This window comes from Streptomyces sp. TLI_105 (assembly GCF_900105415.1).
Lineage (GTDB): Bacteria > Actinomycetota > Actinomycetes > Streptomycetales > Streptomycetaceae > Streptomyces.
The window spans coordinates 7,090,338-7,115,513 of record NZ_FNSM01000001.1 but is presented as its reverse complement, the minus strand read 5'-3'; the positions used below and the strand labels follow the sequence as shown (position 1 = coordinate 7,115,513).

20 protein-coding genes are annotated in these 25,176 nt (G+C 75.6%); 11 read left to right on the top strand and 9 right to left on the bottom strand.

What is annotated here, in order from left to right; genetic code table 11:
* Positions 1–22: 22 nt before the first annotated feature.
* On the top strand, positions 23–670 hold the full coding sequence (locus tag BLW86_RS32550) for a DUF305 domain-containing protein (protein ID WP_371129631.1): 648 nt from the start codon (positions 23–25) through the stop codon (positions 668–670).
* 72 nt (positions 671–742) lie between these two features.
* Here BLW86_RS32550 and BLW86_RS32545 read toward each other — a convergent pair whose 3' ends face one another.
* Complete coding sequence (locus BLW86_RS32545; protein ID WP_093877338.1) at positions 743–1,096, bottom strand: ArsR/SmtB family transcription factor; 354 nt, start codon at positions 1,094–1,096, stop codon at positions 743–745.
* Positions 1,097–1,219: 123 nt separating this feature from the next.
* Between BLW86_RS32545 and BLW86_RS32540 the strand changes: the two genes are divergently transcribed.
* From BLW86_RS32540 to BLW86_RS32530, 3 genes are all read left to right on the top strand, one after another.
* On the top strand, positions 1,220–2,299 hold the full coding sequence (locus tag BLW86_RS32540; protein ID WP_093877337.1) for an NADH:flavin oxidoreductase/NADH oxidase: 1,080 nt from the start codon (positions 1,220–1,222) through the stop codon (positions 2,297–2,299).
* Positions 2,300–2,398: 99 nt separating this feature from the next.
* Positions 2,399–3,481, top strand: a complete 1,083-nt coding sequence (locus BLW86_RS32535) for a WD40/YVTN/BNR-like repeat-containing protein (RefSeq protein WP_093877336.1) — start codon at positions 2,399–2,401, stop codon at positions 3,479–3,481.
* Positions 3,482–3,608: 127 nt separating this feature from the next.
* Positions 3,609–4,151, top strand: coding sequence for an RICIN domain-containing protein (locus BLW86_RS32530; protein WP_093877335.1), 543 nt, complete (start codon positions 3,609–3,611; stop codon positions 4,149–4,151).
* A gap of 42 nt (positions 4,152–4,193) precedes the next feature.
* On the opposite strand, the gene BLW86_RS32525 is transcribed toward BLW86_RS32530, so the two are convergent.
* Positions 4,194–4,871 carry a uracil-DNA glycosylase gene (locus BLW86_RS32525; RefSeq protein WP_093877334.1) on the bottom strand — a complete coding sequence of 226 codons (678 nt, stop codon included), beginning with the start codon at positions 4,869–4,871 and terminating at the stop codon, positions 4,194–4,196.
* Between the two features lie 97 nt (positions 4,872–4,968).
* Between BLW86_RS32525 and BLW86_RS32520 the strand changes: the two genes are divergently transcribed.
* Positions 4,969–5,991, top strand: coding sequence for an N-acetylglucosamine kinase (locus BLW86_RS32520; protein WP_256341490.1), 1,023 nt, complete (start codon positions 4,969–4,971; stop codon positions 5,989–5,991).
* A gap of 214 nt (positions 5,992–6,205) precedes the next feature.
* Positions 6,206–7,129, top strand: a complete 924-nt coding sequence (locus tag BLW86_RS32515; protein ID WP_093877333.1) for a sirohydrochlorin chelatase — start codon at positions 6,206–6,208, stop codon at positions 7,127–7,129.
* 117 nt (positions 7,130–7,246) lie between these two features.
* Here the strand turns inward: BLW86_RS32515 and BLW86_RS32510 are convergent, their stop codons facing one another.
* The 4 genes from BLW86_RS32510 to BLW86_RS32495 all read right to left on the bottom strand — a co-directional run bounded on the left by BLW86_RS32510 (position 7,247) and on the right by BLW86_RS32495 (position 13,185).
* The gene (locus tag BLW86_RS32510; RefSeq protein ID WP_093877332.1) at positions 7,247–8,302 is read right to left on the bottom strand and encodes a lactonase family protein; all 1,056 of its coding nucleotides are present in this window, start codon (positions 8,300–8,302) and stop codon (positions 7,247–7,249) included.
* A gap of 133 nt (positions 8,303–8,435) precedes the next feature.
* The gene (locus BLW86_RS32505) at positions 8,436–9,929 is read right to left on the bottom strand and encodes an FUSC family protein (RefSeq protein ID WP_093878986.1); all 1,494 of its coding nucleotides are present in this window, start codon (positions 9,927–9,929) and stop codon (positions 8,436–8,438) included.
* Positions 9,930–10,357: 428 nt separating this feature from the next.
* On the bottom strand, positions 10,358–12,499 hold the full coding sequence (locus tag BLW86_RS32500; RefSeq protein ID WP_177181815.1) for a SpoIIE family protein phosphatase: 2,142 nt from the start codon (positions 12,497–12,499) through the stop codon (positions 10,358–10,360).
* A 119-nt stretch (positions 12,500–12,618) separates the two neighbouring features.
* Positions 12,619–13,185, bottom strand: a complete 567-nt coding sequence (locus BLW86_RS32495) for a hypothetical protein (RefSeq protein ID WP_093877330.1) — start codon at positions 13,183–13,185, stop codon at positions 12,619–12,621.
* 155 nt (positions 13,186–13,340) lie between these two features.
* Between BLW86_RS32495 and BLW86_RS32490 the strand changes: the two genes are divergently transcribed.
* The 3 genes from BLW86_RS32490 to BLW86_RS32480 all read left to right on the top strand — a co-directional run bounded on the left by BLW86_RS32490 (position 13,341) and on the right by BLW86_RS32480 (position 15,082).
* The gene (locus BLW86_RS32490; protein WP_030686050.1) at positions 13,341–13,820 is read left to right on the top strand and encodes an Lrp/AsnC family transcriptional regulator; all 480 of its coding nucleotides are present in this window, start codon (positions 13,341–13,343) and stop codon (positions 13,818–13,820) included.
* Between the two features lie 104 nt (positions 13,821–13,924).
* Positions 13,925–14,320 (top strand): TOBE domain-containing protein, encoded by a 396-nt coding sequence (locus BLW86_RS32485; protein ID WP_093878985.1) that lies wholly within the window; start codon positions 13,925–13,927, stop codon positions 14,318–14,320.
* 144 nt (positions 14,321–14,464) lie between these two features.
* Positions 14,465–15,082 (top strand): DinB family protein, encoded by a 618-nt coding sequence (locus BLW86_RS32480; RefSeq protein WP_093877329.1) that lies wholly within the window; start codon positions 14,465–14,467, stop codon positions 15,080–15,082.
* Between the two features lie 6 nt (positions 15,083–15,088).
* Here BLW86_RS32480 and BLW86_RS32475 read toward each other — a convergent pair whose 3' ends face one another.
* Positions 15,089–17,149 carry a SpoIIE family protein phosphatase gene (locus tag BLW86_RS32475; RefSeq protein ID WP_093877328.1) on the bottom strand — a complete coding sequence of 687 codons (2,061 nt, stop codon included), beginning with the start codon at positions 17,147–17,149 and terminating at the stop codon, positions 15,089–15,091.
* Between the two features lie 406 nt (positions 17,150–17,555).
* On the opposite strand from BLW86_RS32475, the gene BLW86_RS32470 reads away from it, so the two are divergent.
* Both BLW86_RS32470 and BLW86_RS32465 read left to right on the top strand, forming a co-directional pair.
* Positions 17,556–19,190, top strand: coding sequence for a hypothetical protein (locus BLW86_RS32470; RefSeq protein WP_093877327.1), 1,635 nt, complete (start codon positions 17,556–17,558; stop codon positions 19,188–19,190).
* A 53-nt stretch (positions 19,191–19,243) separates the two neighbouring features.
* Entirely contained in the window at positions 19,244–21,151 is a 1,908-nt protein-coding gene (locus BLW86_RS32465; RefSeq protein ID WP_371129682.1) for a serine/threonine-protein kinase, read from the top strand.
* On the opposite strand, the gene BLW86_RS32460 is transcribed toward BLW86_RS32465, so the two are convergent.
* Entirely contained in the window at positions 21,133–24,261 is a 3,129-nt protein-coding gene (locus BLW86_RS32460; protein ID WP_107466160.1) for a helix-turn-helix transcriptional regulator, read from the bottom strand. The genes BLW86_RS32465 and BLW86_RS32460 overlap by 19 nt on opposite strands.
* Before the next feature lie 81 nt (positions 24,262–24,342).
* On the bottom strand, positions 24,343–25,176 hold the full coding sequence (locus BLW86_RS32455; protein ID WP_256341489.1) for a phosphoenolpyruvate hydrolase family protein: 834 nt from the start codon (positions 25,174–25,176) through the stop codon (positions 24,343–24,345).

The window sequence follows — 25,176 nt, the reverse complement described above, 5'->3', positions numbered from 1 at the left end:
AGAACCCCTGGAGGTCGCGTTGTTGATCCGCCGTCAGCGTGCCGTCGTCGCCGCGGCCCTGTCCGTCGTCGCCGTACTCGCCCTGAGCGCCTGCGAGTCGGCCCCCGCCCAGGGCGCGCCGCAGGCCGGGGCCTCGACCGGCCCCGCGGTGGTGGCACCGGGGAAGCCCGGGGAGCCGGCCCGGCGGATATCCCCCGAGGAGGCCGCGCGGCTGCTCCCCGACGAGAGCCCGAACGGCGCGGACTTCCGCTACGTGCAGATGATGACCGTGCACCACCGGCAGGCCCTGACGATGACGGCGCTGGTCCCGGGACGGGCGTCCTCGCCCCAGGTGAAGAAGGTGGCCGAGCGGATCGCGGCGGCGCAGCGGCCGGAGATCGACGCGATGGAAGGTTGGCTGAAAAACAACGGTGGTCCGCGCGAGCAGGGCGTCCACGATCACCACTCGATGCCGGGCATGGCGACCGAGGCCCAGCTGAAGGAGTTGCGGGCCGCGAAGGGCAGGGCCTTCGACGAGCTCTTCCTGAAGCTGATGATCGCGCACCACGAAGGGGCCGTGACGATGGCCGCCGAGGTGCTGAGCGAGGGGAACAACGTCCTCGTGGAGGAGATGGCGAACGACGTGATCGCCCAGCAGACTTCGGAGATCGACCGGATGCGCTCCTTGTAGGCGCGGCGGGACGCGAGGAGGGGGCCGGCCGTCAGCCGGCCCCCTCCTCGCGTCCCGACCGGGCGCCGGCGGTCAAGCGGTCTCCTCCTCGCGTCCCGCCTGGGCGCCGGCGGCGGCCAGGACGGAGTCGAGGAGGCCGGGGAAGAGGGCGTCGAGGTCGCTCCTGCGCAGGCAGTTGAGCTTGGTCGTGCCCCGGTACATCTGCTGGATGACGCCGCTCTCGCGGAGCACCCGGAAGTGGTGCGTGGTCGTGGACTTGGTGACCGGGAGGTCGAAGTACGAGCAGCTGAGTTCGGTCTCCTCGCGCGCCAGGTCCCGCACGATCCGCAGGCGCACGGCGTCCGAGAGGGCGTGCAGCACCTCTTCGAGGCGGATCTGGTCGCGCGTGGGGTGTTCGAGGACGCGCGGGCTGGTGGTGGTCGTCATGGCGGCGGCTCCACTTCATCCGGGATGCGCCCCATTGTACGAGGGTCCTCGTAGTTTGACAGGTGCCGTACTACGATGAGTATCGTACGAGCATCTTCGAGGCACCCCGAAACGGAGTCCGTCATGAGCGTCGCGCTGTTCGAGCCGTACACCCTGCGTTCCCTGACCGTGCCCAACCGGGTCTGGATGGCGCCCATGTGCCAGTACTCGGCGGAGACGAGCGGCCCGAACGCGGGCGTCGCCGGCGACTGGCACTTCGCCCACTACGCGGCCCGCGCCACCGGCGGCGCCGGACTGATCCTCGTGGAGGCGACCGCCGTCTCCCCCGAGGGCCGCATCAGCCCGGCCGACCTCGGCCTCTGGAACGACACCCAGATCGAGGGGCTGCGGCGCATCTCCGGATTCCTCAAGGAGCACGGCACCGTGCCCGGCATCCAGATCGGACACGCCGGACGCAAGGCCTCCACCGACCGCCCCTGGGTGGGGCGCGGTCCGGTCGAGCCCGGCGAGGGCTGGCAGCCCGTCGGCCCCAGCCCGGTCGAGTTCGCCGAGGGCCACCCCGTGCCGACCGAGCTGACCGTGGAGCGCGTCCGGGAGATCACCGGACAGTTCGCGGACGCGGCCCGACGCGCCCTGGCGGCCGGGTTCGAGGTCCTGGAGGTGCACGGAGCCCACGGCTACCTCATCGGCGAGTTCCTCTCCCCGCACAGCAACCACCGCACGGACGCCTACGGCGGCTCCTTCGAGAACCGCACCCGCCTCGCCCTGGAGGTCGTCGACGCCGTGCGCGCCGTCTGGCCCGAGGAACTGCCCCTCCTCTTCCGGATCTCCGCCACCGACTGGCTGGAGGAGCACGGCTGGACGGTCGACGAGACCGTGCGCTTCGCCGCCCTGCTGCGCGAGCACGGCGTCGACCTCCTCGACGTCTCCAGCGGCGGCAACGGCGGACCGGCCGAGATCCCGGTGGGCCCCGGCTACCAGGTGCCCTTCGCCGCCCGCGTCAAGGCCGAGACCGGGCTGCCCGTCGCCGCCGTCGGCCTGATCACCGAGAGCGAGCAGGCCGAGAAGATCCTCGCCAACGGCGAGGCCGACGCGGTCCTCCTCGGCCGCGAGCTGCTGCGCGACGCCTCCTGGCCGCGCCGCGCCGCCCGTGAGCTGGGCGCACGGATCTCCGCCCCGCCGCAGTACGCCTGGGCGATCTGACCCCGGCGGCCGGGCCGGGAGTGTCTCCGGGGGTCGTTGTCAGTGGCCGGGTGCAGACTGGCCCGTATCAGTGACAACGGCGTCCTGGAGGTGGCAGCCATGCCCGACGTGCTCCTCACCGTAGGCACCCGCAAGGGCCTCTTCATCGGCCGGAGGCGCGACGGACGATGGGAGTTCGACGATCCCGGCTTCCCCGCGCAGGCGGTGTACTCGGTCGCCATCGACACCCGGCGGCCGACCCCGCGCCTGCTCGCCGGCGGGGACAGCGCGCACTGGGGGCCCTCCGTCTTCCACTCCGACGACCTCGGCAGGACCTGGACCGAACCGGCCCGCCCCGCGGTGAAGTTCCCCGAGGACACGGGCGCCTCCCTGGAGCGGGTCTGGCAGCTGCACCCGGCACCGGAGCACTCCCCCGACGTCGTGTACGCGGGGACCGAGCCGGCCGCGCTCTTCCGGTCGGCGGACGGCGGCGAGTCCTTCGAGCTCGTCCGCCCGCTCTGGGAGCACCCGACCCGCTCGAAGTGGGTGCCCGGCGGGGGCGGCGAGGCCGTGCACACCGTCGTCACCGACCCGCGCGACCCGGACGCGCTGACGGTCGCGGTGTCGACGGCGGGGGTGTTCCGCTCGCGGGACGGCGGGGCCGCGTGGGCGCCCTCCAACCACGGGGTGTCCGCCGTCTTCCTGCCCGACCCGAACCCCGAGTTCGGGCAGTGCGTCCACAAGATCGCCCAGGACGCGGGCGACAAGGACCGGCTCTACCTCCAGAACCACTGGGGGGTCTTCCGCAGCGACGACGCGGGCGCGAGCTGGACCGACATCGGCTCGGGACTCCCCTCCGACTTCGGCTTCGCGGTCGCCGCGCACCCGCACCGCCCCGACACCGCCTACGTCTTCCCGATCACCGCGGACTCCGACCGGGTCCCGGCGGGGCGCCGCTGCCGCGTCTACCGCACGACGGACGCGGGCGGGACCTGGGAGCCGCTGAGCCGGGGACTGCCCGAGGGCGACCACTACGGCACGGTGCTGCGGGACGCGCTGTGCACGGACGACGCGGACCCGGCGGGCGTCTACTTCGGCAACCGGAACGGCGAGGTGTACGCGAGCGCCGACGACGGGGACAGCTGGCAGCTCCTGGCGGAGCACCTGCCGGACGTGCTGTGCGTGCGGGCGGCCGCGATCTGACGGAACCTCGGGTTCCGCCGGATTGCCCCAAGTGCCCGCGCGGGCAGGGAAGTTCGTTCGCACGGACATGCGATCATGGGCCCGCTCTCCCGGCCGTCGGCCGGGGCCTTCCTGATTGCAGAGGACCATGAAGCTCAGCCCGCTCTCCCACGCCCGCCGCGGCCTGCTCGTGCTCGCGGCCACCATCGGCATGATCTTCGGCCTCACGGCCGCGCCCGCCCAGGCCCAGGACCTCGTCCTGGACGGTGTCTTCCAGCTCCAGCCCCTGCACACCTCCGGCAAGTGCCTGGAGGTCGCCGACTGGAGCAGGAACGACGGCGCGGCCGTCCGCCAGTGGGACTGCACCGGCGGCGACAACCAGAAGTGGGCGCGGTACTACGCCCCCGGATCCTCGACCGGCCCGTACTGGTACATCAACCTGAACAGCGGCAAGTGCCTGGAGCTCCGCGACTGGGGCACCTACAACGGCGCCGTGGCCGACCAGTGGAGCTGCCACTACGGCGCCAACCAGACCTGGTACGGCAACTCGGGCATGATCTACCCCGACTTCAACTACGCCTCCAGCAAGTGCCTGGAGATCGCCGACTGGCGGACCGACAACGGCGCCCCGGCGCGACTGTGGGACTGCACCTACCAGCCCAACCAGAAGTTCTACTTCAAGCGGGTCTGACCCGCCCGCTCGGGGCGCCGGTCCGCCGGCGCCCCGCCGGGCTCAGGGCAGGCGCCAGTCCACCGGCTCGGCGCCCATGCCGATGAGCATCTCGTTCGCCCGGCTGAACGGACGGGAGCCGAAGAAGCCCCGGTCCGCCGACATCGGGGACGGGTGCGCGGACTCGATCGCCGGCAGGTCGCCGAGGAGCGGGCGGGCGTTGCGGGCGTCGCGGCCCCACAGGATCGACACCAGGGGCTTGCCCCGGGCGGCCAGCGCGCGGATGGCCTGCTCGGTCACCTCTTCCCAGCCCTTGCCCCGGTGGGCGGCAGGCTTGCGCGGGGCCGTGGTCAGCGCCCTGTTGAGCAGCAGGACGCCCTGCCGGGTCCACGGCGTCAGGTCGCCGTTCGACGGCCGGGGCAGACCGAGGTCGGTGTGCAGCTCCCGGAAGATGTTCTCCAGGCTCCCGGGGAGCGAACGGACCTCGGGCGCGACCGAGAAGCTGAGCCCCATCGCCATTCCCGGTGTGGGATAGGGATCCTGACCCACGATCAGGACCCGCACCTCGTCGAAGGGCTGCTGGAAGGCCCGCAGCACGTTCTGCCCGGAGGGCAGGTACGTCCGGCCCGCGGCGATCTCCGCCCGCAGGAAGTCGCCCATCGCGGCGACACGTCCCGCGACGGGGCTCAGGGCCTCCGCCCAGCCGGGCTCCACCAGTTCGTTCAAGGGTCGCGCTGTCACGGTCCGTCACTCTACCGGCCTACAGTGACAGCCCGGTCCGGCCCGGACCTCCGCCCGCTCCCGCTCACGCCTCCGAGGATGGTGCACCGTGGTCTCCGTGGATCCCGTGGACTCCGTACTTCCCGTCCCCTCCGCGCACGAGGCCGCCGGGGCCCTGGTCGTCGGCGTCGACTCCGGTGGTTCGGGGCTCCGCGTCGCGCTGGCCGAGGCGGCGAACGGCGCCGTCCTGGAGACCGTCTCCTCCCGCGAACCGGTGCGGACGGGACCGGGCGGGATCTCCGCCGGCCACTTCCTGGAGCAGGTCCTGCCCGCCGTCGCCGCCCTGCGGGAGCGGGCCGGCGCGCGGCCGGTCGCCGCCGCGGCCGTGGGCGCCGCCGGAATGGCGACCCTCGGCGACGAGCTGCGGGCCGAACTGCCGCGCGCCTTCGAGGAGGCCTGGGGCGTGCGCCGTCTCGCGCTCGCGGCCGACGCGGTCACCGCCTACGCCGGAGCGCTCGGGCAGCGGCCGGGCGCCGTCGTCGCGGGCGGCACGGGCCTGATCGCGCTCGGCACGGACCTGACGGCCTGGCGGCGGGCGGACGGCTGGGGGCACCTCCTCGGCGACTGCGGCAGCGGCGCCTGGATCGGCCGGGCCGGCCTGGAGGCGGCGATGCGCGCGCACGACGGGCGGCGCGGGGGTTCGACGCCGCTCCTGACCCGGGCCGAGAAGCTCTTCGGGCCGGCGGCCGGACTGCCGGGCCTGCTCTACCCGCGTACGGACCGGCCCGCGGTGCTCGCCTCCTTCGCCCCCGAGGTGGGGCGCTGCGCCGCGACGGATCCCGTGGCGGCCGGCATCCTCGCGCGGGCCGGCGCCCACATCGCCGAGGCCGCCGAGGCCGCGTGCCCGGCGGAGCCGGGCGCCCTGGTGGCCCTCACCGGCGGGCTCTTCAGGATGGGCGAGCCCCTGCTCGCACCGCTCCGGTCCGCACTCGGGGAGCTGCTGCCGGGGGCCCGGACGGTGGAGGCGGCGGGAGACCCGCTCGCCGGGGCGGTCGCCCTCGCCTCCGCGCTCGCCACCGGCGCCCTGCGCCTGCCGGAAGACCCGTCGCTGCTCCGCCTGTTCGGTGCCGGAGCGGCGTAGGCGAGGCCGTCCGCCCAGTTGGAACGCGGTGCGCGGGAGCGGGAGAAGGCGCGGAAGGGTCGACGGGGGGGAAGGAAGCGGAACCGGAGCCGGGGCGGGCGCGAAAGCGTGGCGGAAGGGAAGTCCGACCCCAGAGCGGACATAGGGGGACGGAAGGCGCGTGACCGCACCTCAGCCGACGGCGCGACGGGTGAAACCAGTAGCATGCGGCGCCATGAGCTCCCCCACTGGGCCTGCTTCCGGCCTGCCTGTACGAATGCCTCGACCCCGCCAGTCCGGGCGGCACCGTCGCCCTGAACCCGCGGCGGCGCCCGAGGGCGCTCCCGCACTGGTTCTCGCCGTTCCCGGCGTGCCGTCCGACGCCATACGCTCGCTGGCCGAGGAGGTCGTGAGCATCGCCCGCTCCGAGCTGCCCGGCCTGGAGGCCGCGATCGGCTTCCTGGAGGGCGACGACACCGAGTTCCCCTCGCTCGCGTCCGTCCTCACGGCGGCCGCCACGCTGCGCACCGAGCGGTACGAGCTGGCCCTGGCCGCCGGCCGTGAGGCCACCGCCCCGACGGGCCCCGCCGCGGTCGTCGTCCCGCTGCTGGCGGGTCCGGACAGCGCCCAGATGCGCCAGGTGCGCCAGGCCCTGATGGACGGCGGCAACACCGCCGAGCTGACCGACGTCCTCGGCCCGCACCCGCTGCTCGCCGAGGCGCTGCACGTGCGCCTCTCCGAGGCCGGTCTGGCCCGCGCCGACCGCGCCCGGCTGTTCACGGTCGCGACGGCCGCCGACGGCATCATCCTGGCCACGGTCGGTGGCGAGGAGGCCGTGCAGGCCGCCGGGATCACCGGCATGCTGCTCGCCGCACGCCTCGCCGTCCCGGTGATGGCCGCCGCCCTCGACCAGGAGGGTTCCATCACCTCCGTGGCCGAGCAGCTGCGCGCCGCCGGCGCGGAGCAGCTGGCCCTCGCCCCGTACCTGATCGGCCCCGAGCTGGCCGACGGCCTCCTCGACGAGGCGTCGAAGGAGGCCGGGTGCGCCGCCGCCGAACCGCTGGGCGCCTACCCGGCCATCGGCAAGCTGGTGCTCTCGCAGTACACGGCCGCGCTGGGCATCGCGCCGCAGCAGCCGCAGGGCGCCCCGTCGCTCTGAGGCCCGCCCTCGCTCTGAGGCCCGCCCGCTGAGGCGCCCGGCCTCGCGTCGCACGGAAGGGCCCGCTCCGGATTAGTCCGGTGCGGGCCCTTCGTCGTGTCCGGCGGGGCCGGGGGCTCAGCCGAGGACGACGCAGGAGGCGGCGGGGGCCGCGATCGCGCCGGCGCGCGACGGGAGCCCGGTCTCCGGGTCGAGGGTGAACCAGGTGACGTCCCCGGAGCGCTCGTTCGCCGCGTACAGGCGCCGGCCGGAGGGGTCGAGGGTCAGGTCACGGGGCCAGGTGCCGCCGCAGGGCACGGTGGCGACGAGACCGGCCTCGGCGCCGTCCGTCCCGAGGGCGAGCACGGCGAGGGTGTCGGCGCCGCGCACGGCGGCCCAGAGGAAGCGGCCGTCGGGGGCGACGACCACCTCGGAAGGGAAGCAGGGGCCGGTGGCGCCCTCGGGGACGACGGGGGTCTCCCGGAGCGGTTCGAGGACGCCCTCCACGGCGTCCCAGCGGCAGACGGTGAGGGTGGGCTCCAGCTCGTTCAGGACGTACGCGTGCGCGCCGGCCGGATGGAAGGCGAGGTGGCGCGGCCCGGTGCCCGGGCGCAGCGCGGTCTCGCCGTGGAGGGTGAGCTCCCCGGTCGCGGGGTCGAGCGCGCAGATCCGTACGGAGTCGGTGCCGAGGTCCACGCTGACGACCCAGCGACCGCTGGGGTCGGGGAGCACCTGGTGGGCGTGCGGGCGGCTCTGGCGGTCGGCGACGGGACCGCTGCCCTCGTGCCGCAGGACCGCCGTGGCGGGGCGGGCGGTGCCGTCCTCTGCCAGGGGCAGGGCGGTGACGCTGCCGGAGGTGTAGTTGGCGGTGAGGAGGTGTCCGGCGGCGAGCGCCAGATGGGTGGGGCCCGCGCCGTCGACGGGGACGGGGGCGCCGAGCGGCCGGGGCACGGGGCCGGTGACGTCGAAGGCTGCGACGGCGCCCGCCCCGGTCTCGGACACGGCGTGGAGCACGGGCCCGGCGAGGGCGAGGAAGGAGGGGTCGGCGACGGCGTCGCTGCCGCCGGTGACGGTCAGCGCGCCGGTCTCCTCGTCCACGTCGGCGGCGAGGACGCCGCGGCCGCCCGCCGTGGTGAAGGAGCCGATGTACGCCCGTACCCCGCTCCGGCCTCGGACCGTCCCTGTGCCGCCCACGGCGCCTCCCCTGCCCCCGGGCCGGTCGCGGTCGACCGGCCGTCGTCTCGTCGGGCCGACGGTAGCAGGCGGTCTAGACCAAAGGGGGGAGTCTGGTCCTCACGGCGCGGAGGCGGCGGGGGAACTCGGAGCTTCAGGAGCGGAGCATCCACGCACCGGGCGGGGTCCTCAGCGGAGCGTCCAGCTCCGTGAGCACGCGAGCGAGCCCGCTCGCGTGGGCGAGAGCCGGCGCACCCGCGTGGGCATGGCCCTCGATCCGGAGATGACCGACCGGCTCCACCGCGGCCCGTCCGCGAGAAGTGAGGGCTTCCACGGCGGCTTCGACCCGCCAGCAGGCGGCAGCCAGGCGAGCGTCGTGACTGGCGTCCGGGTCGGCGGCGACGGCGACCAGCCCCCGCACCTCCCCGGCCGCTTCGTCGAGAAGCGCGAGGACTCGGCGTGCTCGCTGCTTCCTTCCCCTGAACGGGGTCAACGGATGCACCAGCGGAGCCAGCGAGAGCCGCACGCGCCCGAGAAGCGCCTCCAGCTCCGCGGCGTGCGGCGTCGGGTCGGCGGCCTCCTCGCCGGCCAGACGGCGAACGGACGCCGAGGTGGCGGCCCGGACGCAGAGGAGCGCTCGCTGGATCCACGCGTCGTTCGTCGCATGCGTCCGGACGGGAAGGACCAGCGTCACGGCGAGGCCGGCGCACGCGGCCCCGACGCAGGTCTCGGTCACGCGCAGGAGGAGCAGCGCACCGTCCAGCACCCCCAGCAGTCCGTAGAGCAGACTGGCCATGACGGTGACCGCCAGGATCATCCAGCTGTACGAGACGGGGGCGGCGTAGAAGATCCCGAACACGCAGAGGGCGACCAGCAGGGCGGTGACGACGGGCGCGCCCCCCAGCGGGACGGCGACGAGGAATCCGGCGGCGATGCCGGTGACGGTGCCGAGGACGCGGCGGAAGCCCCGTACGAGCGTCTCGCCCCGCGAGGCCGTGTTGACGAAGATCCACCAGACGGTGCCGACGGCCCAGTACCAGCGCTCCTCCGAGAGGAACTGCCCGATGACGAGGGCCGCCCCCGAGGCGACGGAGACCTGGACGGCCTGACGGGTGGTGGCCCGGGCGAGCCCCGTGCCGGGCAGGGCGGCGGGCACGGCCGACGGCGGGACCCGACGCTCGATGGGCCACAGCACGAAGCGCACGGTCACGGCCGCGCCCAGGGCGATGCCGGTGGCCGCGTACAGCTCGGGGAGCTGGGCGGGCAGGGCGTGTAGGAACTGGGTCACGAAGAACTGCATGAAGGCGAAGATGCCGAGCGCGTGTCCGCGCGGTCCCCAGCGGCGCGCGTAGACGCCGGCGAAGATCACGAGCAGCCAGACCGCGTCGCGCAGGAGCGGGACGCCGTGCAGGAGGGTCGCGAGGGCCAGCACGGGGAATCCGACCGTCGGCAGCAGGGCGGTGGTGACGGCCTGGCGGCGCACCGAGGGGTCGGCGACCGTGAAGAGGGCGAGCAGCGCGGCGAGCCCGGCGGTGATGGACGCGATGAGGGACAGACCGGACAGCTCGGCCAGGGCGACCGCGAGCGCGACGCCGAGGACGGCACGGAGTGAGATCCGGAGCCGGACGAACCCCGGATCCGGGGCCATGAAGTACTTCTGCACGGCGGCCAATTCCGCCCCCCTTGATCTGTCCCTCACCGCGCGCGAGCTTCCCCTGGGGTGGTGGGGGCTCGGACACGACGAAAGCACCGCGGACCGGTCCGGCCTCGTCGCCGGACGGCGCTGCGGCGCCGAAGATGTGTGATGGCTACAAGGATAGACCGGAGGGGGTACAGCGGCTCAACCGACAGACGAAGGGGTGGGCCATTGGCCCAGCGCCCAGGCGGAAGGGGTGACCGGACGGAGCCATTGGCCCACACCGCCGAACCGGGCGGTCGACGACGTGCTCGTCGCCCGAGGTGAACGGGGTGAGCGGCGTGGCGAGGCCGCCGGTGTCGGGGCCGCCGGCGAGAGGCCGGCGAGCTCCGTGACCAGGCGCGTCCCGGAGCCGGTGCCGCGGCCCGACGGGTCGCCTCCTAGGGATTGTCAGACCCCCCTTGGACGCCGTCCCCGTTCAGTTCGGCCCAGACGGTCTTGCCGCCGTCGGTGTACCGCACGCCCCAGTTGTCCGCGAGGGAGGCGCAGATCAGGAGGCCGCGGCCGCCCTCGTCGACGGCTTTGGCGTGGCGGAGGTGGGGCGCGGCCTGGCCGGCGTCGCTCACCTCGCAGGTCAGGGACGGGCCGTCGGCGATGAGGCGGAGGACGACCGGGGCGGCGCCGTGGCGGAGGGCGTTGGTGACGAGTTCGCTGGCGACGAGCGTCACCGCGAACGGGTCGGCGGGGTGGTTCCACCGCCGGAGCCGGTCCTCGACGTGGGCCCGCGCCGTCCCCACGGCGGACAGGTCGTAGGGGATCTCCCATTCGGCGAGTTCGTCCGGCGGCAGGTGGCGGGTGCGGGCGACGAGCAGGACCCGGTCGGGGGCGAGGAGCCGTTCCACGTCGTCGGCCATCGCCTCCGGGTCGCGTTCCGGGTGGGCGAGGGCGGCCATGAGGTCCTCCGTCCGGGGGTCCTCGCCGTCGGACGCCAGACAGAGGGTGCTGCCCTCGGGCAGGTGGAGCGTCGCGCAGGCGAACGGCGGGCCTTCGGCGCCCAGCAGGGGCCCGTCGTCGAGCGGCCGGGTGTCCGCCGTCCCGTCGGGGTGGACGACGACGAGCAGGGAGGCGCCGGCGCGCGCGATGTCGAGCCGCCCGTCGACGGGGTCGTGGACGGCGATCGTGCAGCCGGCGGTGGGGTGGGCGTCGGGGGACGGCGCGTCGGGGGGCGTGCCGGCGGCCGTCACCTCGCCCTCCGCGGCCAGGCCTTCCACGGCGAGGCCCTTCGCCGCCAGGCCTTCCACCCCCGGGCCCTCCGCGGCGAGGCCCTCCGCGGCGAGCCGGAGGGTGGTCGCGTGGAGGCGGGCGAGCAGTTCGTGCGGGTCGAGGTCGAGCGTGGTCAGGCTGTGGACGGCGGTGCGCAGACGGCTCATGGTGGCGACGGCCCCGGGCCCCGGGGACTCCACCTGCCCCACGACGAGGGCCACGCGCGCACTCGGCAGGGGGATCACGTCGCACCAGGAGCCGGCGCCGCTGCCGCCGGGCCGGTGGCGACCGGCCACGTCGACGGCGCTCTGGGTGGCCTCCTCCTTGGGCGGCGGCCAGCTCTGCAGGGCGGTCATGACGATGTGCTCGCGGGTGTACCGGAGCGCGTTCTCCAGACAGTTCGCGGTACGGGACGCGAGGGCGTCGGCGAGGGCGCGGTCCTCGGGGCCGTACGGCTCCGCGCCGACGAGGCGCTGGAAGGCGACCGCGCCGAAGATCTGCCCGCGTACGGTCAGCGGCACCACGAGACGCGTCGCCCGCTCGTCGCTCGTCGCCGCCGGCGGGAGCGGAGGCGCGGGCGTCGGCTCCCCGTCCCCGAAGATCCCCGGCAGCAGCACGGCACCGGCCGGCGGACACTCCGGTCCGGTCCCCGTGCCGCCGGTGGCGGTGCAGCGCAGCAGCGGGACCGTGTCCCGGGACTGGAGGGCCGGGTCCTGCCCCCGGAGGACGGCGTCGGTGAGGGCGACCACGACGGAGTCGGCGAACGCCGGCACGGTCACGTCGACGAGCTCCCGTGCGGTGCGCTCCACGTCGAGACCGGTGCCGATCCGCTCGTGCGCCTCGTGCAGGAGCCGCAGACGGGCGTGGGCCTGTTCGCGATCGGTGACGTCGGTGTTGGTCACGACCACGCCGAGCACCCGGCCCGCGTCGTCCTGGAGGCGGTGGACGGAGGCCGAGTAGACGCGTTCGGTGTGTTCGGCGCCGGGCGGGTGACCGGTGACGAGCCGCTCGGTCGTGGAGCGGCCCGTCTCGAGGACCTCGCGCAGGACGGCCTCGTCGGCGTGCACGCCGGCGAACGAGGCGTACGCCTCGACGGCGGGCATGCCGAGCAGGCGGTCGGCGGGGACGCCCTGGAGTCCGGCGGCGACGGCGTTCACCCGGACGACGCGCAGGTCCGTGTCGAGTACGTGGACCCCGATGTCGGACTGGGTGAACACCGCGTCCAGGACGGCGTCGCCCCACGCGGTCTCCGCGCTCCAGGGCTCGGCCGCCCCGGGCGGGGGCGTGCCCGCCGGATCCTGCCCGCCGTCCGTGTCCACTCGTCGTCGCTCCCGCCGCAAGTGCCCGGCCGCGCCTCAGCCGGTTCCGACGAGCCTCTCCCAGATCGCGCCGCCTCGCGAACGGAGCCGGAGGGAGTGCCGTAGCCCGAGGGGGCCGGTCACGCCTCCACCAGGCAGAAGTCGAAGGGGCCGCTCTCGGTCCGGGGAAAGCTGTCCGAATCGGTCGAGCAGCCCGGGCCGCAGAGCACCGACGTCTCTTCCGCCTCGGTCAGGGACGCGGACTCGACGACGCCGGACGCCCACAGCCCGGGGCGCGGGCCGCCGCACGGCCGCACCGTCCACAGCATTTCGGCGGAGATGTACCCGGCAGTGCCCGCCCCCGCGTCCACGCAGTCCCCCACGTCGACACACGGACCGACGCACAGCTTCCCTCCGGGCCGGCGTCCACCCGGCCGGGGGACGCCCGGGCAGGCGCCGTCCGGACCGGTGAGCACCAGAACGGTGAAGCGCGCGCCGGGGTCCGCGCAGTCGGTCCTGCGGGGAGGGCCTGGCTCGTACCTCCCCGGCCCGGTACGGGTGTGGGACGGGCAGTCGCCCACGGCCGGCGCGGCGTCGGTCCCCCGGCCGTGGAGCAGGTACCCGCCGATCGACACCCCGAGCACGAACAGGGCCGAGGCCAGGGCCCATCGGCGGCGGCCCCGGCCCGGGCGCTCGGCCGGCGGCACCGACCGTACGGGATACGGCTCCGCCCCGGCGGGGGCTTCCCGCGTTTCGGCCGCCTGAACAGGCGGTTCCGGACACGACCCGGAGGCGCGGCACCCTCCGGGGGCGTGGGTACAGTCGGAAATCGGACGAGCCGGGCGAAGGAGGCCGACGGAGCATGGCGGTGGACGAACTCGACACGCGGATCCTGCGGCTGCTCATCGAGCAGCCGAGGACCAGCGTGCGCGAGTACGCGCGGATCCTGGGGGTGGCCCGGGGCACCGTGCAGGCGAGGATCGACCGCCTGGAGCGGGACGGGGTGATCACGGCGACCGGGCCCGTCCTCTCCCCCGCCGCACTGGGGCACCCGGTACTCGCCTTCGTGCACGTCGAGGTGACGCAGGGTCACCTGGACGAGGTCGGCGACGCGCTCGCGGGCGTGCCGGAGATCGTGGAGGCCTTCTCCATCACCGGCGGCGGTGATCTCCTGACCCGGGTGGTGGCGCGGGACGCCGGACACCTGGAGGACGTCATCCAGCGGCTGATCCAGCTGCCCGGGGTGGTCCGCACCCGCACCGAGATCGCACTGCGGGAACGGGTGGCGCACCGGCTGCTGCCGCTGGTCGAGGCGGTCGGGCGGCGGTCGGGCACGGCCTGAGCCACCGCTCTGTCCGGTCGGCCCGTCCCCGTGGTCGGGCAGCCGTCGCGGGCCGGCCCCCGACGCCTTGCAGGGGGGATTCCGTACGGCCTAGCGTGGCCGGCATGCAGTCCTACACCATCGGTCAGGCGGCACGCCTGCTGGGCGTCAGCCCCGACACGGCACGCCGCTGGGCCGACGCGGGCCGGGTCACGACCCACCGCGACGAGAACGGCCGACGGCTCATCGACGGCCGTGATCTGGCCGCCTTCTCCGTCGAGGTCGGGCAGGGCGCCGCCGGCGACGAGGAGGAACCGTACACCTCGGCCCGCAACGCCTTCCCCGGGATCGTGACCGCCGTCAAGCTCGGCGACGTCGCCGCCCAGGTCGAGATCCAGGCCGGTCCGCACCGGATCGTCTCGCTGCTCACCCGCGAGGCGGTGGAGGAGCTGGGCCTCGAGGTCGGCATGCAGGCCACCGCCCGCGTGAAGTCGACCAGCGTGCACATCGATCGGTCCTGATCCCCGACTGCCGGGGCCGGCAGGGGTGTTCGCGGGCGCCCGGGAGGAATGTCCACGGGCATCGGGCAGGGATATTCGCGGGCGCCGGGCGGGCTCCTGTGGCAGGGTGCGACGGTCCTGTCCCCGTGTGATCCGGAGCGTCCCGTGCCCCTGCCCGAGCGGCTCGTCCCCCTCCTCGACCAGTTCGACTTCGCCCGGCGGCGGCTCACCGACCGACTGACGGGACCGGTGATGGACAGCGGCAACGGGACGGACGTCGAGGTCGGTCCGATCACCGACGCGGAGTACCTCTGGGAGCCGGTGCCCGACTGCTGGTCCGTCCGGCGGCACGCCGACGGCCCGGGGCCGCGCGCGACCGTCCTGGTGGGTGCCGGCGAGTGGGGCCGGGACACGACGCCTCCGCCACACCCCGCGCCGCCGCCGTTCACGACGATCGCCTGGCGGCTGAGCCACCTCTCCGAGATGCTCGCGCTCCGCGCCGACCACACGAACGGCAGCCGCAGCCTGACCCGTGACGACTTCCGGGCCTGCGGGGACGTCGCCACCGCCCTGCCGGCCTTCGACGCCGCCGCGGCCGCGTGGCGCGAGGCGCTGCTGTCCGTCGACGACAAGGCGCTCGACACGGTGGGCCACTGCACCTACCCGCACGGCAGCGACCCGGAGAACCCCTTCCTGGAGATCGTCTGGTGGGTGAACCAGGAACTCCTGCACCACGGGGCCGAGATCGCCCTCCTCCGCGATCTGCACCGGCTGCGCGCGTAGCGGGGTTCAGCGGAGGGTGCGGGCGAGGAGCATCGCCACGTCGTCCTGGGCGGGGCCCGCGAGGAGCCGTCCGAGGACGTCGTCGCACAGCGTGTCCAACGGCCGGTCCAGGGGCCGCAGCGCCTCGGCGAGCTGCCGCATGCCCTGGTCGAGGTCGCGGTCGCGGGCCTCGATGAGACCGTCCGTGTAGAGGACGAGGAGTCCGCCCTCGGGCAGGACGACCTCCTCCGTACCGAAGTCGTGCGCTCCGGTGCCCAGCGGGGTCCCGGGCGGTCCGTCGAGAAAGGTGATGGTGCCGTCCGGGGTGGCGACGGCCGGCGGCGGATGGCCGGCGCGGGCGATGACCCAGCCGCCGGTGGCCGGGTCGTGGACCGCGTAGACACAGGTCGCCATCTCGTCCTCGCCGAGGTCGGCCACGACGGCGTCCAGGGAGCTGAGCATGCGGGCCGGTGCGATGTCGTGGCGGGCCAGGGTCCTCACGGCGGTGCGCAGTTGGCCCATGACGGCGGCCGCGTGGATGCCGTGGCCCATGACGTCGCCGATGACGAGGCCCGTCCGGCCGCCGGGCAGCGCGATGACGTCGAACCAGTCGCCGCCGACGTCGTGGGAGCTGGCGGGGAGGTAACGGCCGGTGAGTTCGAGGCCGGTGACGGCGGGGAGCTCGTTGTTGGTGAGGCTGCGCTGCAGGGTGAGGGCGGCCTCCCGCTGGGTGGTGTAGAGGCGGGCGTTGTCGATGTTGAGGGCGGCCCGGGCGACGACCTCGTCGATGAGGACGCAGTCCTGCGCGTCGAAGGGCTCACGGGTCTTCAGCCGGGTCACCGTGATCGCCCCGAGCACCTGCCCCCGCGCCACCAGGGGCACGAGCCGGGCCGAGCCGATGCGGGTGGCGAAGTAGGTGCGGAGCGCCTCGGTGCGCGGGTCGGTGAAGAGCTTGGGGATGTCGGTCGTGTAGAGGTTCGTGGGCCGTCCGTGGACGACGACCTGCTCGTACACGGAGTCGAGGGGGATCTGGAAGGTCTGACCCGGGACGAGGAGGGCCGTGGGCGCGGTCGGGTCGGGGAACTGGGCGGCGAGCCGCCGCAGCACACCCCGGCTGGAGTCCGCCGGGTCGTCGGGTTCGAGGACGGACTCCAGCATCTGCACGTCGGCCGAGTCGGCGAGCTGCGGCACGAGGAAGCGGACGGCCTCCTCGGCCGTCTGCTTCAGGTCCAGGGTGGTGCCGATCCGGGCGCCGGCCTCGGCGAGCAGGGCGAAGCGGTGGCGGGCGCGCTCGACCTCGATGTGCGCCTCCTGGCTCTCGGTGATGTCGACGAGGGAGGCGATGAGCCCGAGCGGCCGCCGTTCGGTGCGGTCCACGAGCGGGGCGTACGAGCAGGACCAGATGTGGTCCCGGTCGGGGTCGGCGGGGGTACGGCCGACCCGGCGGGCGTCCACCACGGCCGTACCGCTCTCCATGACCTGGCGCATGAGCGATTCGAGCCCGGCGGCGTTGACGTCGGGCACGACCTCGGTGAGCCGGTGGCCCACGTGCTGGGCGGCCGACACGCCGTTCATCCGCGCCAGGGCGTCGTTGACGCGCAGGAAGCGCAGGTCGGGGCCGAGCAGGGCGAGACCTATGGGCGACTGGGTGAAGAGGCTCTCCATCGCCGCCAGGTTCTCCCGCATCCGCAGGACCTCGGAGGTCTCCACCGCGATGAGCATCGCCCCCGGGCGTCCCTGCGGGTCGGCGGCCGGGACGATCCACATCTCCATGGTGACCGCGTGGCCGTCACGGTGCCGGACGGGCAGCGTACCGACCATGGTCTCGCCCGCCTGGACGCGGTCGGTGAGCCGGTCGGCGAGTTCGCGGTTGGCGTCGGGGACGAGGAGCGGGGTCGCGAGCCTTCCGAGGACGTGCTCCGGACGGTGGCCGAGGAGGTCCTGCGCGGCGAGCGACCACTCGACGATGCGGCCCTCGGCGTCCTCCCGCCAGAGGGCGATCGGCAACAGCTCGCGGAGCACACCCGCGTCCCCGACGGCCGCCCGGGGCGGCTGCGGGACCCTGCTCGACGACTGATGAGTCTCCAACGCCTCGACCTACGCATCGGCCCGGCCCCGGGGGGCGCAATCCCTACCGAATCACCCTATCCGAGGAGCCGAGGGCGGGCGCTGCGCAGTGCGGCCGATCGGTAGGGGCCCGCTGTCTCCGCCCGGGTCGACGGGGGCGGTGCGGGTCCGGTGCGGGGTGCCGGTGAGGGTTCCGTAGTTCTACGGATGTGCGGGGCGGGGCGGGGGTGCGAGAGTCGGTCCGACCTGTGCGGAGGGGCGTACCGCCCCTTTCCCGCTTCCCCGTCCCTTTCCCGCTTCCCCATCCCTCCGCCCTTCTCCGTGCCCCCCCGTGCCCCCGCTCCTCCGTTCTCCGTGTCCCCGCCCCTCTGCGTGTCCCGTCCTTCTGCGTGTCCCGTCGCGTCCCCCTCTCCCCGGAGCAGCCCGCATGAGCAGCCGCTCGCCCGACGAGTTCCGTCCCGGCGCGTCTCCGTACGACCCGGGGTCCGGCCACGGCGAGGAGCCGGAGGACCCGCAGGAGCTGCTGCGCCGGGCCCGGCGGCTCACCGCCGACGGGCACCCCTCGGCCGGCGGCGCCTGGGAGCGGGCGGCGACGGCCCTGCGGCGTGCCGACTGCTCCCTCACGCCCGGTGACCACGCCGACGCCCTGGACGCGACCGCGCTCGCCTGCCGGGGCCGGGCCCGGCAGGCGGCGGCCCCGCTCTTCTCCCGCGCCGCCGACCTGCACGAACGGGCCGGAGAGCACGGCAAGGCGCTGGTCTCGCGCGCGCGGGCGCTGCTCGGTGACCCGGAACCGGGGGCGACGGTCTGCGCCGGCCTCGGGGAGCTGGGCGAGCGGGCGACCGTCCTGCACACCGCCGGGCGGGCCACCGCCGCCGAGACCGCGACGGTGCTCCTGCTGCGCTGCCGGGCCCGCGCGGACCTCCTCGACACCGGCCCCGACCCCATCGCCGAGGCCGCCGCGCTGCGTGCGGAGCTCGCACGGCTCATCGCCTTCGTCGCACCGCACCGGGCGGCCCCGGCCGTCCTCGGCGTGCTCGCCGAGACCCGTACGCTGCTCGGCCGCGTCACCGCGCCCGACGACCCGGCCGCCGCCCTCGACCGGCTGCGGGCCGCGATGGCGGACCACCACGCCGGGGGCCGGCCGTGGCCGGCCGCCGAGAGCGTGCTCCTTCTCGCCGGGGTGCTCCGTGCCACCGGCGCCCGTCAGGAGGCGACCGCGCTCCTCCGTTCCGCTCTCGGCACGACGGCCCCCAAGGGGTGCCGTGCCGACCGGGCGCGGCTCTGCCTCGCCCTCGCGCGCACGCTCGCCGGAGCCCCCGGCCGCCCGGCCGGAGACGAAGAGGTCTCCCTCCTCGGGGAGGCCGTCCGGCACGCCGACTCGGTGGCCGGGGACGGGCGGCTGAGCACCCTCGCCCGCCTCGCGCTCGGCATCGCGCGGGCCGAGCGCGGCCACTGGCGTCAGGCCTCCGCCGTACTGCGGGAGGCTCTGTCCGGGCTCGCCGAGGCCGACGACGGCGACGAGGCGGCGCGCGTACGGGCCGGGGCCTGGCTCGCCTACTGCGCGCTGGGCCTCGGCGAACCCGACCGCGCGGCGCGGGAGTTCGCGCGCGGGGCGGCGGAGGTCCGGCGGTGGGACGACCTGCGCCACGGCGCGGCCCTGAGCGAGCTCACGGCGCGTGCGCTCGGTGCGGCGGGGGCGCCGGAGAAGGCGGCCCGCGCCCATGAGCGGGCCGCCGACCTGTGGCGGTCGGCCGGTGACCACACCGCCGCGGCGCGCTCCCTGCGCGGCCGCGCCCGGCAGGTACGGAAGGCGTGGGGCGCGGCCGCCGCCGAGGTGGTCGAGACGGAGGCCCGACGGGAGGCGGGACGCGGGGGGGCGGGCGACGACGGGGAGCCGGACGGCGCCCGGGCGTGGCTGCGCGGGCTGCCCGAGCCGTACGGGCCGCCCGGCCGCTACCAGGTGGACGTGTACGGCGAGGTGGGCGGGACCGGAACCGGGCCCCGCGGCCCGCGGCGCCGCGAGGAGCAGAGTGTGACCCGAGTACAGGGGTGCGTGTGAACAGAGTGATCGACGGTCGTTTCGAACTGGTGGAGCGGCTGGGCGGCGGCGGGATGGGGACGGTGTGGCGCGCCCGTGACCTGGCCCTCCACCGTGACGTGGCGGTCAAGGAGGTGCGCCCGCCGGACCCCGCGATGGCGGAGCACGACGTCGAGGGCGCCCGGACCCTGCGGGCGCGCGTGCTGCGCGAGGCACGCGCCCTCGCCAGGATCGACCACCCCAACGTGGTGACGATCCATCACATCGTGGACGCGGGCGAGGGCACCTACCCGTGGCTCGTGATGGAGCTGGTCACCGGCGGCTCCCTCCAGGACCGGCTGGAGCGGGGCACGATGACGCCGGCCGAGGCCGCCGCGCTCGGCCGCGAGCTGCTGTCCGCCCTGCGCGCCGCCCACGAGCGGGACATCGAGCACCGCGACGTGAAACCCGCCAACGTCCTTCTGCGGCCGGACGGGCGGCCGGTGCTCACCGACTTCGGCATCGCGGCGATCCGCGAGTCCACCGTCCTGACGGCCTCGGGCTCGATCATCGGCTCGCCGGACTACATGGCGCCCGAGCGGATCCGCGGCGGCGCGAGCGGCCCGGCCGCCGACCTCTGGTCGCTCGCCATGCTCCTGTACGTGGCGGTGGAGGGCCATCACCCGCTGCGCCGGGAGAACACCCTGGCCACCCTCGCCGCCGTCCTCTCCGACGACGTGCCCCCTCCCCTGCGGGCCGGCGCGCTGACCGGCGTACTGACCCGGCTGCTCGTACGGGACCCTGCCGCCCGGCCCGACGCGGACGAACTCGACCGCGCGCTGACGGCCGCGACGGAGAACTCCGCGGAGGGCTCGGCGGCCGAGGGGGCGGCGGCCGAGGAGGCGGTGGCCGAGGAGGCGGCGGCCTCCGCAGCGGGAGGGACGACCTCGTTCCGGCTCGCACCGCCGAGCACCGCGCCGGAGAACGCGACACCAGGGGGCCCTGCGCCAGTGGGCGCGACGCCAACGGGCGCGACGCCGACGAAGGCCTCGGCGGTGGGCCCCGCGCCGACGGCGAACGCGTCAGGGGCGGGCGCTCCGGCGGGGACCGCACCGACGGCAGACGCGCCAGCAGCAGGCACACCGGCGGGGACCGCACCGACGGCAGACGCGCCAGCAGCAGGCACACCGGCAGGGGCCGCACCGGTGACGGCCGCGCCAGCGACAGGTGCTCCGGCGACGATCACTCCGGCGGACGCCGCTCCGGCGAAGGCTTCTCCAGCGGGCGCCGCTCCGGTGGAGGGTCCTCCGGTGGGGACCGCTCTGGTGGCGGACGCCCCGCCCTCCGGCGCCGGGCGGAGGCGGCGCGGGCGTCTCGGGCGGTTCCTGGGGGCGGCGGCCGTCGTCGTGCTCGCCGTCGGGATTCCCGTGGCCGCGATGAACTGGGAGTGGCGGCCGGCCGGCCCGAGCACCGCCGCTCCCTCACGGCAGGGCCCGGACGCGCGGCACCCCACCACGTCGGCGCCCGCGAAGGAGACGGCTCCGGAGAAGCTCGACCTGCTGACGGCCGACGGGGTCCGGGCCGCCGTGGCGGCCGTCAAGGCGGCCTCGGGCGGGGCGAAGGTCACCAGCTTCGTCGTCTACCCGGACTACGCGGTGGCCGAGTGCCTGGTCAAGGGCAGCACGAAGCGGTACGACCGGTACATGTACCGGGGCGGTGACGTGGCCGTCCGGCAGGGGCCCGGCGGCACCGCCTTCCCGGGCGCCGTCCCGGCCGACCTGGACGCGTTCTCGTGGGACGCGCTCCCGGCGCTCATGAAGCGCGCCGACAAGGAGCTCGGCGTCGACGAGCCGACGAGCCGCTACGTCGTCCTCACGCCGGGCTCGACGCTCCTCGGCAGCGAGGCGGGACTCAGCGTCTACCTGTCCGACACGTACGGCGTGGCCTATCTGACGGCCGATGCCAAGGGCCGGGTGACCGCCGCCTATCCCCGCAAGGACTGACCTGCCGCCCTCTCGTCCCTGACGACCAGCGAGGCCAGTCCCGCCCGGGTCTCCACCCCCGTCTTGCGGTAGACCCGGGCGACATGGCTCTCGACCGTGCGGGGGCTCAGACAGAGCCGGTCGGCCACGGCCTGGTTGGTGAGCCCCTCCGCCACCAGGGCCGATACCTCCCGCTCGCGCGGGGTGAGGACGGCGAGCCGGCCGCCGGTGCCGTCGCCTCGGGGCGGCGCGGGCCGGGTCCGGTCGGCCAGGTCCACCAGCATGCGGGCGCCCGCACCGGCGGCCAGCCGGCGGCCCCCGCGCCAGGCGCCGGCGGCCTGCTCCGCGTCGCCCGAGGCCTGGAGCTGCGGGGCGGCGAGGAGCAGGCCCTGGGCCTCGCGCAGGACCGCACCGGAGCGCGCGCTGTCCCCCGCCGCCTCGGTGAACGCCCGGGCGGCGGCCGCCGGTTCGCCCCGCCGGGCCAGGACCCGGCCCCAGGCCCGCCGCGCCGCGCTCCTCTGGACGGGCAGCCCGAGCGACTCCGCCTCCGCGAGGGCCCGGCGGGCGACCCGCTCGGCCTCCGGGAGGTCCCCGGCGGCGAGGACGGCGCCCGTGAGGACTTCGAGGTAGCCGGGGCGCAGGGAGGGCTGGAGCCGGGAGAGGTCCCGGTCGCCCCCCGCGCGCAGGAGCACCTCCCGCACCCGGTGCGGGTCCTGGTCGAGCGGGACGGTGTGGGCGAGCATGCAGCGGGCCTGGGTGGCCCACCAGCCTTCGGCGGTGCCGACGGTCGCCGCGGCCTCCTCGGCGGCGGCCGGCACCTCGGGGTCGCCGAGCGGCCGGGCGTGCAGGAGCACCGTGGCCCGGATCGCCCGGCTGAAGCCGATGAGTTCGGCGCCGCCCAGGGCGCGGGCCACCGCGAGGGCCTCCTCGGCCTGGTCGAGTGCGGTGCCGACCCTGCCCGTCAGGAGGTGGACGTACGCCGAGCAGAGCAGGAGCTGCGAGAGGGCGAAGGGGCGTCCGGCGCGGCGGGCCATCGCGATGCCCCGGGTGGCGTGCCGCTCGGCCGTCCCGTACCGCTCCAGGAAGGCCTCGCTCCAGCCGAGGCGCACCAACGACTCGGGGTGGTCGGCCAGTCGGCCGTCGGTGAAGGAGTCGGTGAGGGCCGCGGCCTCGGCGGCGTGGGCGCGGGCGGCCGCGGTCTCGCCCTCGTACACCTCGCCGAGGGCGGCCAGCGTCAGGACCTCGGCCGTCCCCGCGTCGTCGCGCCGCCGCCGGGTCGCGTCGAGGGTCTCCGCGACCACGTGGCGGACCTCGGGGTAGCGGGCGGCGAACAGGGCGCGGCAGCCCCACTCGACGACGAGCCGGGTCCGCAGGTCCGGCCGGGGCCCGGGGGTCCGTGCCAGTTCACGGCGGAGCAGGGCGTCCGCCTCGGGGTAGCGGCCGAGGTGGCGCTCCATGAACGCGCAGAGCAGCACGGCCGAGGTCCGCGGTTCCGCGCCCTCCGCTCCTTCCTCGCCGTGGTCGTCGTCGATGAGGCGGTGGAGGAGGTCCCGGCTCTCCGCGACGCGTCCCGCCGAGCCCAGGGCGTCGGCCCGCTGGAGCGTCAGCTCGCGCCGGGTGCCGTGGTGTTCGGGGAGGTCGGGCAGCAGGTCGAGCACGGCGCCCAGCCAGTCGGCGGCGCGCGAGGGGTCGGCCGCCGTGATGCGCTCGGCGGCCTCGACCAGTTGGGCGGCGATGGCCGGGTTCCAGACGGCCGCGGCCCGCACGAGGTGCGGGGCCCGCTCGGTCACGGGCGCTCCGACCGCGGTGAGCGCCGCGGCGGCCCGCCGGTGCAGCTCCCGGCGGCGCCAGGGGTCGAGCGTGCCGAGCAGCAGTTCGGACAGTGCGGGGTGCCGCAGCGCGAGGGCATGCCCGTCGTGGTCGGCACGGACGAGATCCCGCCGGACGAGCTCCCGCAGTGCCGCGCCGACCCCCACCGGCACGGACGGAGACGGGGCCGCGCCGAGCGCCTCGCGCGGTGCAGACGAACGGGAGGCCACGCCGAGCGCCCCGCACGACGGCGACGGCGACGGGCGGGTGGCGTCACCGGTGCCCGGCCGGGGTGAGGGGCGCGGGGCGCCGCCGGGCGGTTCCCCGGCCGACGAACTTCCGCCCCCACCAGCCACGTCGGCCAGGTCGGTCACGTCGGCCAGGTCCGAAACCGACGGACCCGAGTCCCCGCCGGGCGCCGGCCCGGGCGCCGGCCGCGGGTCCGCACCGGCGTCCTCGCCGGCGACGGTCGCGAGCAGTTCGGGGGTCGCGCGGGGGCCGAGTACCGCCATCGCCTCCACGAGCGACCGCTCCGTCCGGCCCAGGGGGGCGAGTTCGTCGAGCAGGGCGGCCACCGGCGCGGGGTCGGCCACCTCGCCCCGGGGCGTGCGGGCGAGGGCGAGAGCGCGGTAGTAGAGCGGGTTTCCGCCGCTGGCGGCGTGGATGTCCCGCGCCGGTTCGGGCGGCAGTCCGGCGCCGGGTCCGTGGGCGCACTCCTCTGGCGTCAGCGGGCCGAGCGCCAGTCTCGCGAGGGTCCCCGCGTCGTCGGCGCGCGCGAGGGCGGAGGCCAGGGCGGGTGGGGTCTGGCGCTTGCGCCGGGCCAGGACGAGGAGGAAGGGCGCCCCCGGCGGGTGCCGGAGGAGGTGGTCCACGAGCGCGACGGAGGCGGCGTCCGCGCCGTGGAGGTCGTCGAGCACGAGCACGAGCCCGGGTGCCACGACCCGCCCCAGCGCCGTCGCGATCCGCCGCACCGGCGCCGCGCGCTCGACGAGCTCCGCGAGTCCGGCCAGGTCCGGCGCCGTGGCGTGGTCGCGGGGGTCCAGGTCGGCGAAGGCGTCCGCGAAGGGCTGGAAGGGGGTGCCGTCCGCCGGGGCCGGGCCCGCCCGGCCGTGCAGGACGGTCGCGCCGCGCCCCCTGGTCCGTACCGCGAACTCGGTGAGGAGTCGGGTCTTCCCGATGCCCGGCTCGCCCGTGACGTCCACCACCGCCGGGCCCGCGCCGTCGGCCCGGGCGCGCGACAGCGCGTCGAGCCGGGCGAGTTCCCGCTCGCGCCCGGCGAAGGGCGCGCGGTCGGCGCGCCCCGGGTCCGCGAAAGTGTCCACGTACAGTCCCCCTGTCCCGCGCCTGCCCCTGTTCCTACCCCTCTCGGTTCTCAGTTGTACGGCACGCCGCCGACAACGGCCTCAGCCGGTGGTGAGGGCCTTGAAGGCGCGGGTCTGTTCCGTGATGGCCCGCTCCGTGGGCAGGCGCTCGATCGACGACGCTCCGAAGAAGCCGACGACGCCGGTGGTGTGCTCCAGGACGTACCGCGCGTCCTCGGGCTCGGCGATGGGTCCGCCGTGGCAGAGGACCAGGACGTCGGGGTTGATCCGCTTGGCGGCGTCGTGCATCTCCTGGACGGCCGCGGCGGCCTGGTCGAGCGTCATGGCCGTGCCCGCGCCGATGGCCCCCTTGGTGGTGAGCCCGACGTGCGGGACCAGGACGTCGGCGCCGGCGGCGGCCATGTCGGCGGCCTGCCGGGGGTCGAAGACGTACGGGGCGGTCAGCAGGTCGCGCGCGTGGGCGGCGCGGACCATGTCGACCTCCAGGCCGTACCCCATGCCGGTCTCCTCCAGGTTGACCCTGAAGGTGCCGTCGTACAGGCCCACGGTGGGGAAGTTCTGCACCCCGGCGAAGCCCATGGCCTTGAGCTCGTCCAGGAAGAGGTCCATGCGGCGGAAGGGGTCGGTGCCGCAGACGCCGGCGAGGACGGGCGTGTCGCGGACCACGGGGAGCACCTCGCGGGCCATGTCCTGGACGATGGCGTTGGCGTCCCCGTACGGCAGCAGACCGGCGAGCGAGCCGCGTCCGGCCATCCGGTAGCGCCCCGAGTTGTAGATGATCAGCAGGTCGACCCCGCCGGCCTCGGCGCACTTGGCGGAGAGGCCGGTTCCCGCGCCGGCGCCGACGATCGGGCGGCCTGCGGCGACCTGGGCGCGCAGTCGGTCGAGCACGTCCTGACGGCTGATGGTGGTCAC

What these genes read in the sequence shown, in the direction of transcription:
- BLW86_RS32465 (WP_371129682.1), top strand. Translation starts at nt 19,244, where the DNA reads ATGGGGACGGTGTGGCGCGCCCGTGACCTGGCCCTCCACCGTGACGTG.
- BLW86_RS32540 (WP_093877337.1), top strand. Translation starts at nt 1,220, where the DNA reads ATGAGCGTCGCGCTGTTCGAGCCGTACACCCTGCGTTCCCTGACCGTG.
- BLW86_RS32505 (WP_093878986.1), bottom strand. Translation starts at nt 9,929, where the DNA reads ATGGCCCCGGATCCGGGGTTCGTCCGGCTCCGGATCTCACTCCGTGCC.
- BLW86_RS32485 (WP_093878985.1), top strand. Translation starts at nt 13,925, where the DNA reads ATGCAGTCCTACACCATCGGTCAGGCGGCACGCCTGCTGGGCGTCAGC.
- BLW86_RS32515 (WP_093877333.1), top strand. Translation starts at nt 6,206, where the DNA reads ATGAGCTCCCCCACTGGGCCTGCTTCCGGCCTGCCTGTACGAATGCCT.
- BLW86_RS32490 (WP_030686050.1), top strand. Translation starts at nt 13,341, where the DNA reads ATGGCGGTGGACGAACTCGACACGCGGATCCTGCGGCTGCTCATCGAG.
- BLW86_RS32530 (WP_093877335.1), top strand. Translation starts at nt 3,609, where the DNA reads ATGAAGCTCAGCCCGCTCTCCCACGCCCGCCGCGGCCTGCTCGTGCTC.
- BLW86_RS32470 (WP_093877327.1), top strand. Translation starts at nt 17,556, where the DNA reads ATGAGCAGCCGCTCGCCCGACGAGTTCCGTCCCGGCGCGTCTCCGTAC.
- BLW86_RS32545 (WP_093877338.1), bottom strand. Translation starts at nt 1,096, where the DNA reads ATGACGACCACCACCAGCCCGCGCGTCCTCGAACACCCCACGCGCGAC.
- BLW86_RS32535 (WP_093877336.1), top strand. Translation starts at nt 2,399, where the DNA reads ATGCCCGACGTGCTCCTCACCGTAGGCACCCGCAAGGGCCTCTTCATC.